Raw genomic sequence first — 13,883 nt, forward strand, 5'->3', positions numbered from 1 at the left:
AACGAAGAACCGGCTTTGCCGGAAATGGAAAGGAAACACCTATGGATCTTGGAATTAAGGGGAAAACCGCGCTCGTTCTGGGCGCAGGCGGTGGCCTCGGCAGTGCGATTGCGAAATCATTGGCTATTGAAGGCAGCCAGGTTGCAGTGGTTGATATCAACAAGGAGGCCGCTGAGAAGACCGTGGCCGATATCCGGGCCATTGGCGGCTCAGCAATGGCGGTTGGCTGGGATCTCGGAGATCTTTCGGCGATAGAGCCAAATCTGTCCCTGATCGAACAGCAATTGAGATCGGTGGACATCTTGGTCAACATTACCGGCGGCCCACCGCCGACACTGGTTTCGGGTCAAAGCGCAGACAGCTGGCGGAAATATTTCGACAGCATGGTGCTTTCCGTGATCGCGATCAGTGACGCTGTTCTGCCAAAAATGCGGGAAAAGAAATGGGGCAGGATTATTACCTCGACCTCCTCTGGGGTCGTTGCTCCTATTCCCAATCTTGGCTTGTCGAACGCGTTGCGAATGTCACTCCTCGGTTGGTCAAAGACACTTGCCGGTGAAGTTGGGCGAGATGGCGTCACCGTGAACATCGTGCTACCTGGCCGTGTAGCAACGCAGCGGATCGCGTTTCTCGATGAGCAAAAAGCGAAACGTGAAGGAAAAGCAGTGGAAGAGGTGTCGGCCGCAAGTACAGCGTCTATTCCTGTTGGTCGGTACGGTGAACCGCAGGAATATGCGGACGTCGTGACATTTCTGGCAAGCGCTCGCGCCTCCTACCTTACGGGATCTGTCATACGCGTCGACGGCGGATTAATTACGAGCGTCTGAACGGAGATAGTGTAGGTCAAGAGTCAAGTGAGTCTTGGAGTCTAAAGAATATAGACACCGGCATCCCTGACTAGTGCGCGCGGTTACCAACGTCCCAGTCACCTGGGTCGTTGCCAATGTCTTTAAGCAGCGCTTTCAACTCGGTTGCCTTGCTTCAATCGCTTGCAATTTGGCAAACACCCCAAACAAGAGCCGTCTCAAACAATTACGCCCGATTCAAGCTGAAAGCGATACCGGTCTGCCCGAAAATACAGAATGACGTACTCGATCGGTTGTGCGTCTTCGACAAATGAACTCCGGCGGACAATCAGCACGGGGGCACCTGGGGCCACATGGAGATGATTTGCCATTTCTGCCTGGACGACTGCTGCCTCGATGTATTCTGAGGCGCGAACAACTTTTGCACCAAACTCGCGATGGAGCCATTCGTACAACGAACCTTCGTTGAGAGTCCTTATGGAGGGAGGAGGCTTATCTTGGAGGAATGTGGGTGAGAGCCACGATTCGGCAAAGCCAATTGGCGTTCCATCAGCCTTTAATAGTCGTCGCGATTGATAAATTGACGAGTTTACTTTTACGCCAAGCGCCTCTGCAACTTCGGCTGAGGCGCGAACTCGGCCGGCGAACAGTGTTTCATGCGACGGCGTGAACCCGCGACGCCGCATGTCATCAGAAAAGCCTAGCATCTCGTTGGCCGGCTGGTCGATTCGTGGGTTTAGGACGATCGAGCCTTTGCCGGATTTGCGAACAATCAGACCCTCCTGTTCAAGTCTGTCCAGGGCCGCGCGAGAAGTTGAACGGCTGATGCCGAAAACCTCATTCAACTGCGTCTCGGAGGGCAATGCGTCTCCGGGCTTGAAAATCCCGGTGGAAATAGCATCACGCAACCTCTCCGCAATCTGAAACCAGAGCGGAATAGGACTGGACTCGGCAAGCGGTTTGTTCCACATTGCAGTCATATCGTACGAACGTCATGACAATGCAAGCGGAGTTTATACAGGATCGTGTGCTGTCCAGACCATTCAACGCTCATTTCCCGACCTCACGAATAGGGCAATCACCAACTTCGGACTCTGCAGATTTATCGGACAAACCAACAAGTTAAAAGGCACCTTCACGCATGTCTGAACCTATAAATCTTCTATTTGCCGGTGAGTCCTGGATGACGCATAGCATACATGTGAAAGGTTTCGATTCTTTTGAAATGTCCTCCTATCATGAGGGCGGAACCGAAATGATCGCAGCCCTTCGCGATGCTGGCGTGGATGTGACATACCAGCCGAGCCATATTGCTGCAGACAGTTTTCCGACAAGCAAGGAAGAGCTCGATAAGTTCGACGTGGTGGTCCTCAGCGATATTGGCGCGAACACACTTCTTCTACCGGACCGCACAATCATACGATCGGAGCGATCAGGCAACCGGTTGCAGTTGCTTGCCGATTTTGTGCGCGGTGGTGGCGGTTTGCTGATGGTAGGCGGATATCTGACCTTTCAGGGCATCCAGGCCAAAGGTAATTACAAAGATAGCCCGGTCGAAGGGATTTTACCTGTTTCACTTCAGGCATCTGATGACAGGAGCGAACAGCCGCAGGGCATCCGGCCCGAGATTGTCGATACGGCACATCCTACGGTTGCAGGTCTGACCCAGTGGCCGCATTTTCTAGGATTCAATAAGTCTACCTTGCATCCCGATGCTCATCTTGTGGCGCGGTTTGACGACCAGCCCTTCATCGCAGTGCGTGAACCCGGCGCTGGGCGGAGCGCCATCTTTTCATCCGACTGTGGCCCCCACTGGGGTCCGCCGGAATTCGTAGCATGGGAAGGTTATCCCATACTCTGGCTTAATATCGTGAATTGGCTCGCCAAACGATAAGGAGCCCATCCACCAAAGAGAAGGAGCGTATCAAGCTTTCCAGAACCACCGTTCATCAATGTATCGCCATCAAGGCAAAGGGGAACCAAAGCATGTTGAAACGTTTACTCACCATTTTATCAATCGCCATTCTGCCTCCCGCATCTTCCGCATATGCAGAGGACGCCCAGCCCATCTCGCAGAAGACCTGTGCGCAACTCTTGGCGGATTACAAACAGCTCCCATTCACATCGGTTCTGCCGCTTGACGAAGGTCCGATTGCTATTGGTGGAGATACCAAAGATATTACCATCGGCTTCTCGCAGACTGCATTCAACCATCCCTGGCGTGTCTCGATGCTGGAGTCGCTCCAGGCTGAAGCCTGCCGCCACCCAAACGTCAAGCTTGTTATACTCGACGGCAACGTCGATGTCGCCAAGCAGAGCAACGATGTCCGCGATCTATTGGCCCGCGGTGTCAATGCCGTTCTGCTTAGCCCCGTAGAATCGGCTGCCCTTGTCCCGGCGGCGAGAGCCGTCCAAAGCGCCGGCATACCGCTTATCGTCATGGACCGCGATGTGCCAACGGACAAAACGCTGTTTATCGGCCAAAGCAATGTCACCATGGCGGAACAAGTCGCTGAGCACATGGCTAAGGATCTTGGCGGGAAAGGCAATATCGTTGTCATTACCGGCCTCAAGGGATCTTCTCCAGCTGTGGATCGTGATCAAGGCATGAAGAATGTCCTGGCAAAATATCCGGATATCAAAGTCCTGGCTGTTGGCGATGGCCAATGGATACGCGAACCGGCGGTACCCCTCATGGAGGATTTCCTGACGGCGCATTCGGATATCAACGCTGTCTTCTCCCACGCGGAGGAATCGTCTTGGGGCGCGCAGCTTGCGATTGCACGGGCAAAGCGCTGTGGCGATCACATCCGGCATTACACATTTGACGGTTCCAATGCCGGATTCAAATCCGTCAAAGCCGGAACCTTCAGCGCTGATGGAAACTATACCCCGTTTATAGCGGATGTCGGTCTCCGGGCGGCACTTTACAAACTGATGGGGAAGGAAATACCCGGCACGCAAGATTACGATATGCCCGGCAAGCGCCTTCAGTTACCGGATTCTCCGACAGTGGTGGCCGACAATGCCGATGAATGGATCGGTCGTGGCTGGGGCAACTTCGAGCCCACGCTTGATCCGTGCAAGTAACGCGAGACAGTCCTGGCCGGGATATGAATTCTGGCCAGACAACTTGTAGTGCTCGCTCACGCATAGTGCAGGACAATCGGAATGGACAAAATCCTTCTTGAAGCTGTAGCGCTGACGAAGGCGTTTGACGGAAATGTTGTACTTTCCGGCGTGGATTTTACGGTCCATGCCGGAGAAGTCCACGCTATCGTCGGTGAGAATGGCGCTGGAAAGTCGACACTGATCAAGACATTGGCGGGCGTTCACAGGCCTGACAGAGGAAAGTTGCTGATTGAGGGTGTTGAAACGACTCTTCGATCTCCTGGGGATGCGATTGCCCACGGTGTTGTTGTGATCCACCAGGAGTTGTCTCTCGCTCCGCATCTATCAGCGGAGGAGAATATTTTTCTTGGCCACTTTCCACACACAAGGTGGGGTTTGGTGGATCGCAGGCGCATACGGGAGCATACTAGGGAACTCTTGAAACGGTTGATGATCGATATCGATCCTGTACGTCCCGTCGGGGAACTTAGCATTGCACAGCAGCAGATGGTGGAGATTGCCAAGGCCATTTCCTTCCAGGCAAAAGTGCTCATTCTCGATGAACCGACCGCTGTCCTCGACGAAAGCATGGTGTCGACGCTATTTGACCTGGTGGCAAAACTAAAGACTGAGGGAATGGGTATTGTATTCATTTCGCATCACCTCGAGGAGATTTTTCGGATGGCTGACACGGTAACCGTATTGCGGGACGGGTCGCGAACCGGCGTCAGTAAGGTTTCAGCGATTGACCAGGATTGGCTGGTAGCCAGGATGATCGGGAGAGAATTTCCGATCCATGATGTACAGGTTCGCGAATTCGGCTCGCCCGCCCTCGAGGTTAGCCATCTCGGCGTTCAGGGCACTTTCGAAGACGTATCTTTCATCGCGCGCCAAGGCGAGATTGTGGGATTGGCAGGCCTCATCGGCGCGGGGCGAACCGAAGTAGCAAAGGCAGTGGCCGGGATAACCCGCCCGACATCCGGAACAATCAAGGTTTTCGGCAAAGCTGTGCGATTGCGCAGTCCAAATACTGCCGCCAGGTTTGGCATTTCCTATGTCAGCGAAGACAGAAAGACGCTTGGTCTCTTACCCAACAGATCTGTCCTGGAAAACGCGACCATTTCGAATCTTGCCCGCTTTCGCAAACTGGGCTTTTTAAACCGTTCATTGGAACGGAGCTACGTCAAAGGCGCCGTCAAGCGGCTTGACGTCCGCATGTCAGGCCCCGATGCGGAAATCCGCACTCTCAGCGGCGGAAACCAGCAGAAGGTTCTCATCGCCAGGGCCCTTGCCGTCGAACCACGTATTCTCATCTTCGATGAACCCACAAGAGGAGTCGATATCGGTGCAAAAAGCGAAATCTACAGCTTGATCAATGAATTGGTCAGGTCTGGCATGTGCGTCATCCTCATTTCATCTGAGATGGAGGAGATTCTGAGGCTGGCGGATCGGATCGTGGTTTTGCGTCGGGGCAGAGTTGCAGTCACCTTGTCGCGCGATGAAGCGAGTGAAAACAGAATCATGCGAGCGGCCGCTTTGGCCGAATGATCCATAACCGGAAGATTCAATTCAAATGCTGAACACTTCTTCGTCTTTCCAGACCTACTCCGTGTCAGCCGCCAGGATATGGCGGAGAGTAGGCGTATTGGCCGCCCTCATTATCCTTGTGATCGCGGCCTCTTTTCTCTCCGACAGGTTTCTGACACCGGCGAACCTTTTGAACATTCTGCGGCAGGTGGCCATTGTCGGCATTCTCGCGATTGGCATGACCTTCGTCATTTTGACGCGCGGGATTGATCTCTCGGTCGGATCTATCCTCGGACTGTCAGTTGTCATCTACGCAGGTCTTTTAGAAACTCACAGCATGGCGATTGCTATCCCGCTCGGACTTTTGGTGGCAATGGCCGCAGGTCTGGTCAATGGTCTGGGTGTCGCATCTGCTGGCATACCACCATTTATCATGACACTTGGAATGCTGTCTTTCGCACGTGGCCTAGCTTTTCTCTACACTGGCGGTACGCCCATCCCGATCCTCAACGAAGCCTTTTATGATCTTGGCAACGACTACCTGTTCGGTATCCCGATTCCGTCTCTCATTCTTCTGGCAATCCTTGCCGTTAGCGCAATAATTCTCTCCCTCACGGCATTCGGCCGCAGTGTCTACGCCATCGGGTCCAACGAAGAAGCAGCGAGACTGTCGGGTGTCCCGGTGCGCCTCTACAAGATCATCGTTTATGTCATAGCTGGCGGGGTTTCGGGATTGGCCGGGCTCGTTTATGCCTCACAGCTGAGCATCGGCACACCAATCGCAGGCCAAGGCTACGAACTGGATGCGATCGCCGCTGTTGTTGTCGGCGGCACCTCACTCTTTGGCGGCAAAGGCTCCGTCGGAGGCACGTTTCTTGGCACTTTGATTATCGGTGTTCTGGCAAACATCCTCAACCTTACGGGCGTCGACCCCTATGTACAGCAACTCTTCAAGGGTGCCCTAATTGTTGTTGCCGTTTATTTCATGTCTCGGTCTGGCCGGTCCTGATGCGAAATTCAAATCTCTCGTCCGAAGCGTCCATTGCAGAGCATTTGGCCAACCTTTCAGAAAAGTTGCGGGATATGCAGCCGGTCGTCGACGCCTACATCACCCCCGAAAGGATTGCTCGCTATCTGACGGCAATTGCTGAAACACCCGCACCCTCGACCGCAGCAACTGCCATGCGCGCGCCGGTCCTGCGTGAGCTCCTCAGGAACGACGGGGCATTGAAAGACGGGCAACTGGTTCTTGATTGCAACTTTCGCAATACAGCCAGCACGGTATTGATTGCAGGTGACCAGTCAGCGCCAAAGCCCCTATGGTATTTCGCACATATGGACACGATCAGTTACTTGACGCGACCGTTCGATGGACGCAGATTCCCGCTTGTTCCATTCTGCTACCATCTCACCATTAATGGAACACGGCAGGCACAAGCCTACCGTTACGATCTGCTGAACGAGCGTTACTTTGTCGTCGACGACGGCTGGATTGAGTCGGAATCAGGAAAGGCCTTTTTTAGGCCAAAGGATCAATCGACCCGTCTTCGACCAGGGGATCGCGTGGTTCCGGTAGCGCCATGCTTGCCGAACGAGGATGGGTATTGGACCGGGCATTTTGACAATGCCGGCGGAGTCTCCGCACTGGCAGTAGCCGCTCCACTCTTGGCCGAAGCCGGGGTCGATGCGCTGTTCGCTTTCCCGGATGAGGAAGAAGGACCGACGGGATCCGGTAATCAGGTCATGGGTAGGGGAGGATCGCGCATCATCGATCGACTTCCGTCTCCGGATCTGGCGATCATCGCCGATATGCAGCAGGCCGGTATGACCTTGAATACGGAAGAAATGTCCCCCGAGTCCCAGAATTCAGTACGCATAGGCGAGGGTGCAGTCCTCAGTGAATTCTCGAGTCTTGCCCGAGGCGCGGTGACGCCACCAAGTTTATATGCATTGGCGCGGCATTTAATCGATCTCTTGCCGGGACTGGGTACAAAGGTTCAAGAATCCAACAACATTTACACCTCACGTAGTGACGATATCAGCGTGATGCTAAAGACGCCCAATATTCTGCTCCTTGGATTCCCAGGCATCAATCGCCACTTCGATCTCGCTTCACCTCAGGCCGCTCTCTCGGACATCGTGGATCTATCCAAAGCCCTTGTCTATGCGGCAATGCTCCAGCCAGTTATCCGTCGTCTGAAGGACCGTGGAGGCCACGCATGATGAACGTTGTCACGATTGGCTGGCTGACAACGGACGATATTATCCTCGCCGACGGCACATGTTCGATGGCCGTGCAGGGCGGAGGCGCACTCTATTCCGCGGTGGGCGCTCACATATGGAGCGGAGGGGTTGGCATTCACTCAGTGGCCGGCAAGCCTTATTTTACTCAAACACGCAGGCTGATTGAAGAACGCGGGATTGACGCGTCAGGCATCGGTCAATGCCAAGGCAATGGCCTGGAATTGTGGTTGCTGCATGAGAGCGACATTCACAAACAGCAGGTACCAAAACTTTCCTCATCCAATGCTCTCGATCTTGATGAACAACGCGGGCCGCTACCGGAATCTTACGCCCGAGCGAGCGCGTTCCATATTGCTCCGCAGGGGCCCGCGAGTTCCATTTCCAATGCGAAAAAACTTGGCTCACTAAAAACCAAACCAATTTTGACGATGGACATTCTCTCCGACAATTTCATCGAATCTTCAATGTACCTTGAACTGGATTTCCTCTCCTATCTTACGGCCTTCTTGCCAAGCCAAGCGGAGATTGAGCGCATCTGGCAGCCATCCAGCCTTGAATCCTGGCTTCAGGAAAATGCTATTCGTTACAAATGTCATATGGTTGCCAAGCTTGGAGCGCGAGGGTCACTTGTGTGTGAGGCTCGAACGGGAACTCTTACCCACGTGCCCGCACTTCCCGTCAAGGTCCGGGACACTACCGGGGCTGGAGACGGTTATTGCGGTGGATTTATCGCAGGATTGGCTGCGGGCAAGTCTCCCGTCGGCTGCGCGGCAATGGCGACTGTCTCCTCATCCTACATCGTGGAAGCATTTGGTGCGCTGGCAACCAAGCAACCAACAGCCGACGAGAAACTGACAAGGCTGCAAATAGTGGAGGCAGCAATACGCCCGCTGTCTTCCGACGGCAGTCGATCATGAACTCAGTGAATTGGAAGCAAGATGCTTATCTCGGAACAACGATCATCCCACCTCGACAAAATTTTCAAGATCAGAAAGCCATTGATCGGGGACATACATCTTTTGCCTCTTCCTGGAACCCCGCGATATGCAAATGAAACGATGGAGGCAATTATCAGTCGGGCCTTGAGCGATGCAGATGCCTTCGTTGCGGGTGGTATGGACGGCATCATTATAGAGAACCACGGCGATATTCCGTTCCTGAAACCAGATGAAATCGGCCCGGAAATCATCGCGGCAATGACGGTGATTACAGATAGAGTGGCGCGCAATGTTGGCGTTCCTGTGGGCATAAATCTTCTCGCCAATGGTTCGATTGGATCGCTTGCGATCGCGAAAGCCAGCGGGGCTAAATTTGTCCGCGTCAACCAGTGGGTAAATGCCTATGTCAGCAACGAGGGTATTGTCGAAGGAGAAAGCGCGAAGGCGATGCGTTACCGCAAACAGATCGACGCGCAGGACGTTGCCATTTTTGCAGATGTGCATGTGAAACACGGATCGCATGCCATCGTCGGCGATCGTTCGATAGGTGAGCAGGCCGCTGACGCGGAGTTCTACGGTGCGGATGTAACAATTGCCACTGGAAATCGTACTGGAGACTCTGTGCCCGACACCGAAATCTCTGCAGTGCGCAGCGGAACACGGCTACCCGTGATTGCGGGAAGCGGGATTACGGCAGGCAATGCTGGCGAACTCTTGCGTAAACTTGACGGCGCGATCGTTGGTTCAAGTCTCAAGTTCGATGGTGTCTGGTGGAACGCCGTTGAGATCGAGCGGGTCCGCAGGCTGGTGGAGCAAGTCAGGCCTTTGCGCGACAATGCCGACTGATGATGAGCGATGAGGAATTACGGACATGGCGGCTTCCGATCTGACAGAGCTCTACGCAAGAAGCGATGCGCTTGAACTCGCGATGCTGGTGCGCCAGCGTCAGGTTACTCCAGTGGAACTATTGGACACCGCGATCGCTATTGTCGAGGCGCTAAATCCGCGGCTCAACGCAATGGTAATCGAAACCTTCGATTTGGCACGTAAGGCAGCCTTAACTCCACCTGTAGGATCGTTCGGTGGCGTCCCGTTCTTTTTGAAGAATATTGGATCTATGTGGCGTGGAACAAGTCTGACGAACGGACTTAGTTACATGCGGGATTTCGTCTGCGATCATGATTCAGATATGGTCAGCCGGATCAAAGCCGCCGGTTTTCTGCTGCTCGGTCGCACCAATGCGCCGGAGGGGGGCTGGTCCATTGGAACAGAACCGCGGCTGTACGGACCTACACTAAATCCGTGGAATCCAGAGATAACACCGGGAGGTTCGAGCGGGGGGGCAGGAGCTGCTGTTGCCGCCCGCATGGTGCCACTCGCAGAGGCATCGGATGGCGGCGGCTCCATTCGCGTGCCGGCATCATGCTGTGGGCTCGTCGGTTTGAAGCCCTCACGGGGGCGCATCACGTATGGTCCCGAAACCGTTGATCTTTGGCACGGTAGCATTGCAACATTATGCGTAACACGCACGGTCCGTGACACAGCTGCTTACCTTGATAGTGTTGCCGGCTCGGTGCCTGGAGATCCGTATATAGTACCCATGCCCACAAGCCCGTGGTTGAGCCAGCTGGCGATTCCACCCAAAGGGTTGCGTATTGGTTATGCACTCAAGCAGCCTTGGGGGGAGCCATACGCTCCCGAGGTTATGGACTCCCTTCAAGCAACGCTTCGCTTATGCGCAAATCTCGGTCACCACGTGGAACAACACGAACTGTCAGTCTCCCTCGAAGCGGCTTGGCTGCATTACAATGTCATCAATGCCGTGGAAACTGCGGCCGATTTCGATAGACTAGCAGGCGTCAGCGGCAGACCGGTGGAACAACAGGAACTTGCCCCCTTCAATTGGTCCTTATTACAATACGGTCGATCTCTCTCTGCAATCGACTATGCTCATGGTATCGCGGCTGTCAGAAAAGCGAGTCAAGAAATCGCGAAAGACCTTGCTGCGTACGATGTCTTCATCACCCCAACTTTAACTCAGACTCCACGTCCTGTCGGTTATTGGTCGATGGAAGACGGTGATCTCAAACGATATTTACATCGTTGGTCCGATGCCGGCTATCTGTTTGGGTTCAACATGTCCGGTCTGCCCGCCATGTCAGTCCCGGTGGGCGAAACGCAGAGCGGAATTCCTGTCGGGGTGCAATTGGTCGGGCGTTACGGAGATGAAGCCACTCTGCTGCGGCTTGCTCATACTATGGAACAAGAATTGCATTGGGATAAACGTCGGCCTCCCACATGTGCCGCATAGCTTTTTTGGCCACCTTGGAAGCGAAGTCAAATTTCACCTTTTGATGAGCTTCGGAGACAATCAAGGCGCTGTAGCATTCAGGCATGAGCCTGCGATCCAGGCTACACTTCATCGTTTGCCGCCTAGCCTTTTAAAGGTCACTTCACGAGAATGTTTGAAGGGTATCGCGAGCATCTGTGAGCATTTTTCGGTGTCGATGGACCAAGCCTCGGCACTAATCGATTCCCACTTGACAAGAATTGCTTGCCCGTATTTTAATCGTGCCTGCAGATTGAGCATAGCTTCTGCAATCACATGACTTTCGATAGTCGACGGGCAGTTTCGCCCCATGACGCCCCGTCCTTGATGGGAGCAAGCGTCGTGGGGTTTTTGGTATTGGCAGGTTAATGGACGCTGTGAAGATCGGCATTCTCTATTCGACAACCGGGCCTTACGGGGCAATAGGACGCGAGTCGCGCGACGGTGCCGAATTTGCTATCGAAGAGTTGCGCGTTGCGTATCGTAATACGATCCGGCCGGTTTTTATCGATCCTCATGGCAATATCCCGGAATATCTCGAAGGCGCGCGTTCGATGCTGCGCGATTCCGGATGTCGCCACATTGTTGGAACGATCACGTCTTTGGCGCGCAAGGAAGTCATACCGCTAGTGGAAAAACACGACGGTCTGCTCTGGTACATGTGCCCCTATGAAGGGTTCGAAGCCAACGAGAATGTGATCTATACCGGCGCTTGCCCCAATCAGCACCTTATTCCCTTATTCGAATACCTCCTCCCCCGCTATGGCAAGCGGCCTTATCTCGTCGGCGCCAATTATGTTTGGGGTTGGGAGATGAATAGGCTTTCGCGTGAACTTATAAACGAGGCGGGCGGTGAGATCCTCGGTGAGCGTTATTTGCCGTTCGAGGAAACGGCAGCTGAACGCATCATTAATGACATCGAACAACGCAGGCCAAGTTTCGTCCTTAGTAATCTCATCGGTCCGGCAAGCTATGCTTTCCTGAAAGCTTTCAAGCAGCTTGGAGATCGCGACCCGGCCTTCAAGCCCGAGAACTGCCCCGTTGTCAGTTGCGATCTGACGGAATGCGAACTCGGCGAGGTCGGTCGCGGCGTTGCTACGGGACAATTGTCGGCAGCTTCATACTTCGACAGCCTTAATTCGCCCGAAAATCTGGCGTTCAAGGCGCGCCTCGCAAAGCGCTTCGGGACGGAGCGGCGCATCTCCAATTTCTTCGCCAGCGCATATTCGGCTGTAAAAATGTGCGGCGAAGCCATTCTGGCCTCCGGAACGGACGACCCGCAAATCGTTCGTCGCCGATTGTCGGGAGCGCCCCTGTCGACCGTGCATGGCAATATTCGCATCGACGCTGAAACCAACCATGCAGCGCTGCCATTTCATCTTGGCCGCATCACCGTTGATAACGGTTTCGATATCATCGCATCACGGCCCGCAATTGCTGCTGATCCCTATCTAACCGGACGCCGTAGGCGCTCCGCACCAAAATTGCGGATCGTATCATGAAGGAGACGCCGAACTTCACCGGTTGGCGGGTTACCGTCCTGCATCGTTCCGACGCCACGACGGAGCGACTGACGCGTCAATTGAAGCTCTTAGGTTTCCACGTGACAATCCAATGGATACCTCTCGATGCCGATGAACTGCCAGACGTAATTCTGGTTGATGCGGATCAGGGATGGAGCGACCTTCTGCCTTGGAGCGGTGCCAGCGCTCCCCGGCCAGTTGTCGCACTTCTCGGATCGGAAGCGCCGGGCCGCATCGCCTGGCTCATGGAACATGGCTCTTGCACGATCATATCCAAGCCGATCACCGCGTCGGCCATCTATCCTGCACTGGTTATGGCAGTAAGCATCCACAAGGAGCGTGAAGCGGTTCGCAACAGACTGCTGCACCTCGAAGAGCGTATTCGCCTCCGCCCATTGGTTCATGCTGCGGTACAGAAAATCATGGCGGTCCGCCAGATTGACGAAGAGCATGCCTACAGCATCTTGCGCAACTGCGCGATGCAGAAAAGGCTTCCGATGGAACAGGTCGCTGCCTCGATTGTCGGTGGCGCAGAACCCCTGCCGGAGGCCGGTTGATGCGCGTGGTGAAGGCCATGTTGCGTCAGCCGTCAGCGCTTTTCGGGCTAATCGTCGTTGTGGTGGTTGTGGTAATGGCAATCGCAGCGCCCCTTATCGCTCCCTATAGTCCCGATAATCAGATGTTCGACGGGCTGACGCTTGAAGGGGCTCCCATGCCGCCAAGCGACCAGTTTCTGCTTGGAACAGATACGTTGGGGCGCGATCTGTTTTCGCGGCTGCTTTTCGGTGCTCGCACTTCCTTGGTCATCGGTCTCGTCGCCAACGGAATCGCCGTCGCGATCGGATTGGTCATTGGCATTCTCTCTGGGTATTTGCGCGGCTTCGTTGGCGGGCTGCTCATGCGCTTCACAGATTTGATGATGGCGTTTCCCGCCCTTCTTCTCGCTATCGTACTGGCGGCGCTGCTTCGACCCAGCCTGTGGATCGTCGCGATGGTTATCGCGCTGGTGAACTGGGTGCAGGTGGCGCGCATCGTCTATACGGAAACACGAGGCCTGGTCGAACGGGATTTCATACTCGCGGAACGTTCGCTCGGCGCCGGACATTTCCGCATCTTGTTCATGCATATTCTCCCGCATCTGATGCCGACAGCAATTGTCTGGGGAACACTCGGCATAGCGACAACGGTGCTTCTGGAAGCGACGTTGTCATTTCTTGGCATCGGGGTGCAGCCGCCGCAGCCGTCCTGGGGCAATATCATCTTCGAAAGCCAAAGCTATTTCCAGGCGGCGCCATGGCTCGTGTTTTTTCCCGGTGCAATCATCCTTTTGACGGCGCTATCGTTCAATCTCGTCGGTGATGCGTTGCGCGACATTCTCGATCCGACGCAGAGGGGGCGTGGCTGA

General features: G+C 54.5%; 13 protein-coding genes. 12 read left to right on the plus strand and 1 reads right to left on the minus strand.

The window, feature by feature from the left end:
* Positions 1 to 41: 41 nt before the first annotated feature.
* A complete protein-coding gene (locus J2X72_RS16520) occupies positions 42 to 827 on the plus strand; it encodes an SDR family oxidoreductase (protein ID WP_310073541.1) in 786 nt (261 codons plus the stop codon).
* 197 nt (positions 828 to 1,024) lie between these two features.
* Here the strand turns inward: J2X72_RS16520 and J2X72_RS16525 are convergent, their stop codons facing one another.
* Positions 1,025 to 1,777, minus strand: a complete 753-nt coding sequence (locus J2X72_RS16525; protein WP_310073543.1) for a GntR family transcriptional regulator — start codon at positions 1,775 to 1,777, stop codon at positions 1,025 to 1,027.
* Between the two features lie 170 nt (positions 1,778 to 1,947).
* On the opposite strand from J2X72_RS16525, the gene J2X72_RS16530 reads away from it, so the two are divergent.
* The 11 genes from J2X72_RS16530 to J2X72_RS16580 all read left to right on the plus strand — a co-directional run bounded on the left by J2X72_RS16530 (position 1,948) and on the right by J2X72_RS16580 (position 13,883).
* Positions 1,948 to 2,700, plus strand: coding sequence for a glutamine amidotransferase (locus J2X72_RS16530; protein WP_310073545.1), 753 nt, complete (start codon positions 1,948 to 1,950; stop codon positions 2,698 to 2,700).
* A gap of 92 nt (positions 2,701 to 2,792) precedes the next feature.
* Positions 2,793 to 3,896 (plus strand): substrate-binding domain-containing protein, encoded by a 1,104-nt coding sequence (locus tag J2X72_RS16535; RefSeq protein WP_310073547.1) that lies wholly within the window; start codon positions 2,793 to 2,795, stop codon positions 3,894 to 3,896.
* An 81-nt stretch (positions 3,897 to 3,977) separates the two neighbouring features.
* Complete coding sequence (locus tag J2X72_RS16540; RefSeq protein WP_310073549.1) at positions 3,978 to 5,465, plus strand: sugar ABC transporter ATP-binding protein; 1,488 nt, start codon at positions 3,978 to 3,980, stop codon at positions 5,463 to 5,465.
* Between the two features lie 25 nt (positions 5,466 to 5,490).
* Positions 5,491 to 6,453: an ABC transporter permease gene (locus J2X72_RS16545; RefSeq protein ID WP_310073551.1), complete on the plus strand. Its 963-nt coding sequence runs from the start codon at positions 5,491 to 5,493 to the stop codon at positions 6,451 to 6,453.
* On the plus strand, positions 6,453 to 7,667 hold the full coding sequence (locus J2X72_RS16550) for a hypothetical protein (protein WP_310073553.1): 1,215 nt from the start codon (positions 6,453 to 6,455) through the stop codon (positions 7,665 to 7,667). Before J2X72_RS16545 ends, J2X72_RS16550 begins: the two co-directional genes overlap by 1 nt.
* On the plus strand, positions 7,664 to 8,605 hold the full coding sequence (locus J2X72_RS16555; RefSeq protein ID WP_310073554.1) for a PfkB family carbohydrate kinase: 942 nt from the start codon (positions 7,664 to 7,666) through the stop codon (positions 8,603 to 8,605). The genes J2X72_RS16550 and J2X72_RS16555 overlap by 4 nt, the downstream gene beginning before the upstream one ends.
* 21 nt (positions 8,606 to 8,626) lie before the next feature.
* Positions 8,627 to 9,472 (plus strand): BtpA/SgcQ family protein, encoded by an 846-nt coding sequence (locus tag J2X72_RS16560; RefSeq protein ID WP_310073556.1) that lies wholly within the window; start codon positions 8,627 to 8,629, stop codon positions 9,470 to 9,472.
* Positions 9,473 to 9,497: 25 nt separating this feature from the next.
* The gene (locus tag J2X72_RS16565; RefSeq protein WP_310073558.1) at positions 9,498 to 10,937 is read left to right on the plus strand and encodes an amidase; all 1,440 of its coding nucleotides are present in this window, start codon (positions 9,498 to 9,500) and stop codon (positions 10,935 to 10,937) included.
* Positions 10,938 to 11,323: 386 nt separating this feature from the next.
* Positions 11,324 to 12,457, plus strand: a complete 1,134-nt coding sequence (locus J2X72_RS16570; protein WP_310073560.1) for a transporter substrate-binding domain-containing protein — start codon at positions 11,324 to 11,326, stop codon at positions 12,455 to 12,457.
* On the plus strand, positions 12,454 to 13,035 hold the full coding sequence (locus J2X72_RS16575; RefSeq protein WP_310073561.1) for an ANTAR domain-containing protein: 582 nt from the start codon (positions 12,454 to 12,456) through the stop codon (positions 13,033 to 13,035). Before J2X72_RS16570 ends, J2X72_RS16575 begins: the two co-directional genes overlap by 4 nt.
* On the plus strand, positions 13,035 to 13,883 hold the full coding sequence (locus tag J2X72_RS16580; protein ID WP_210005559.1) for an ABC transporter permease: 849 nt from the start codon (positions 13,035 to 13,037) through the stop codon (positions 13,881 to 13,883). The genes J2X72_RS16575 and J2X72_RS16580 overlap by 1 nt, the downstream gene beginning before the upstream one ends.

Source organism: Phyllobacterium sp. 1468, from assembly GCF_031455525.1.
Lineage (GTDB): Bacteria > Pseudomonadota > Alphaproteobacteria > Rhizobiales > Rhizobiaceae > Phyllobacterium.

Coding starts and splice junctions, on each gene's coding strand:
- J2X72_RS16520 (WP_310073541.1), top strand. CDS start 42: ATGGATCTTGGAATTAAGGGGAAAACCGCGCTCGTTCTGGGCGCAGGC.
- J2X72_RS16525 (WP_310073543.1), bottom strand. CDS start 1,777: ATGTGGAACAAACCGCTTGCCGAGTCCAGTCCTATTCCGCTCTGGTTT.
- J2X72_RS16530 (WP_310073545.1), top strand. CDS start 1,948: ATGTCTGAACCTATAAATCTTCTATTTGCCGGTGAGTCCTGGATGACG.
- J2X72_RS16535 (WP_310073547.1), top strand. CDS start 2,793: ATGTTGAAACGTTTACTCACCATTTTATCAATCGCCATTCTGCCTCCC.
- J2X72_RS16540 (WP_310073549.1), top strand. CDS start 3,978: ATGGACAAAATCCTTCTTGAAGCTGTAGCGCTGACGAAGGCGTTTGAC.
- J2X72_RS16545 (WP_310073551.1), top strand. CDS start 5,491: ATGCTGAACACTTCTTCGTCTTTCCAGACCTACTCCGTGTCAGCCGCC.
- J2X72_RS16550 (WP_310073553.1), top strand. CDS start 6,453: ATGCGAAATTCAAATCTCTCGTCCGAAGCGTCCATTGCAGAGCATTTG.
- J2X72_RS16555 (WP_310073554.1), top strand. CDS start 7,664: ATGATGAACGTTGTCACGATTGGCTGGCTGACAACGGACGATATTATC.
- J2X72_RS16560 (WP_310073556.1), top strand. CDS start 8,627: ATGCTTATCTCGGAACAACGATCATCCCACCTCGACAAAATTTTCAAG.
- J2X72_RS16565 (WP_310073558.1), top strand. CDS start 9,498: ATGGCGGCTTCCGATCTGACAGAGCTCTACGCAAGAAGCGATGCGCTT.
- J2X72_RS16570 (WP_310073560.1), top strand. CDS start 11,324: ATGGACGCTGTGAAGATCGGCATTCTCTATTCGACAACCGGGCCTTAC.
- J2X72_RS16575 (WP_310073561.1), top strand. CDS start 12,454: ATGAAGGAGACGCCGAACTTCACCGGTTGGCGGGTTACCGTCCTGCAT.
- J2X72_RS16580 (WP_210005559.1), top strand. CDS start 13,035: ATGCGCGTGGTGAAGGCCATGTTGCGTCAGCCGTCAGCGCTTTTCGGG.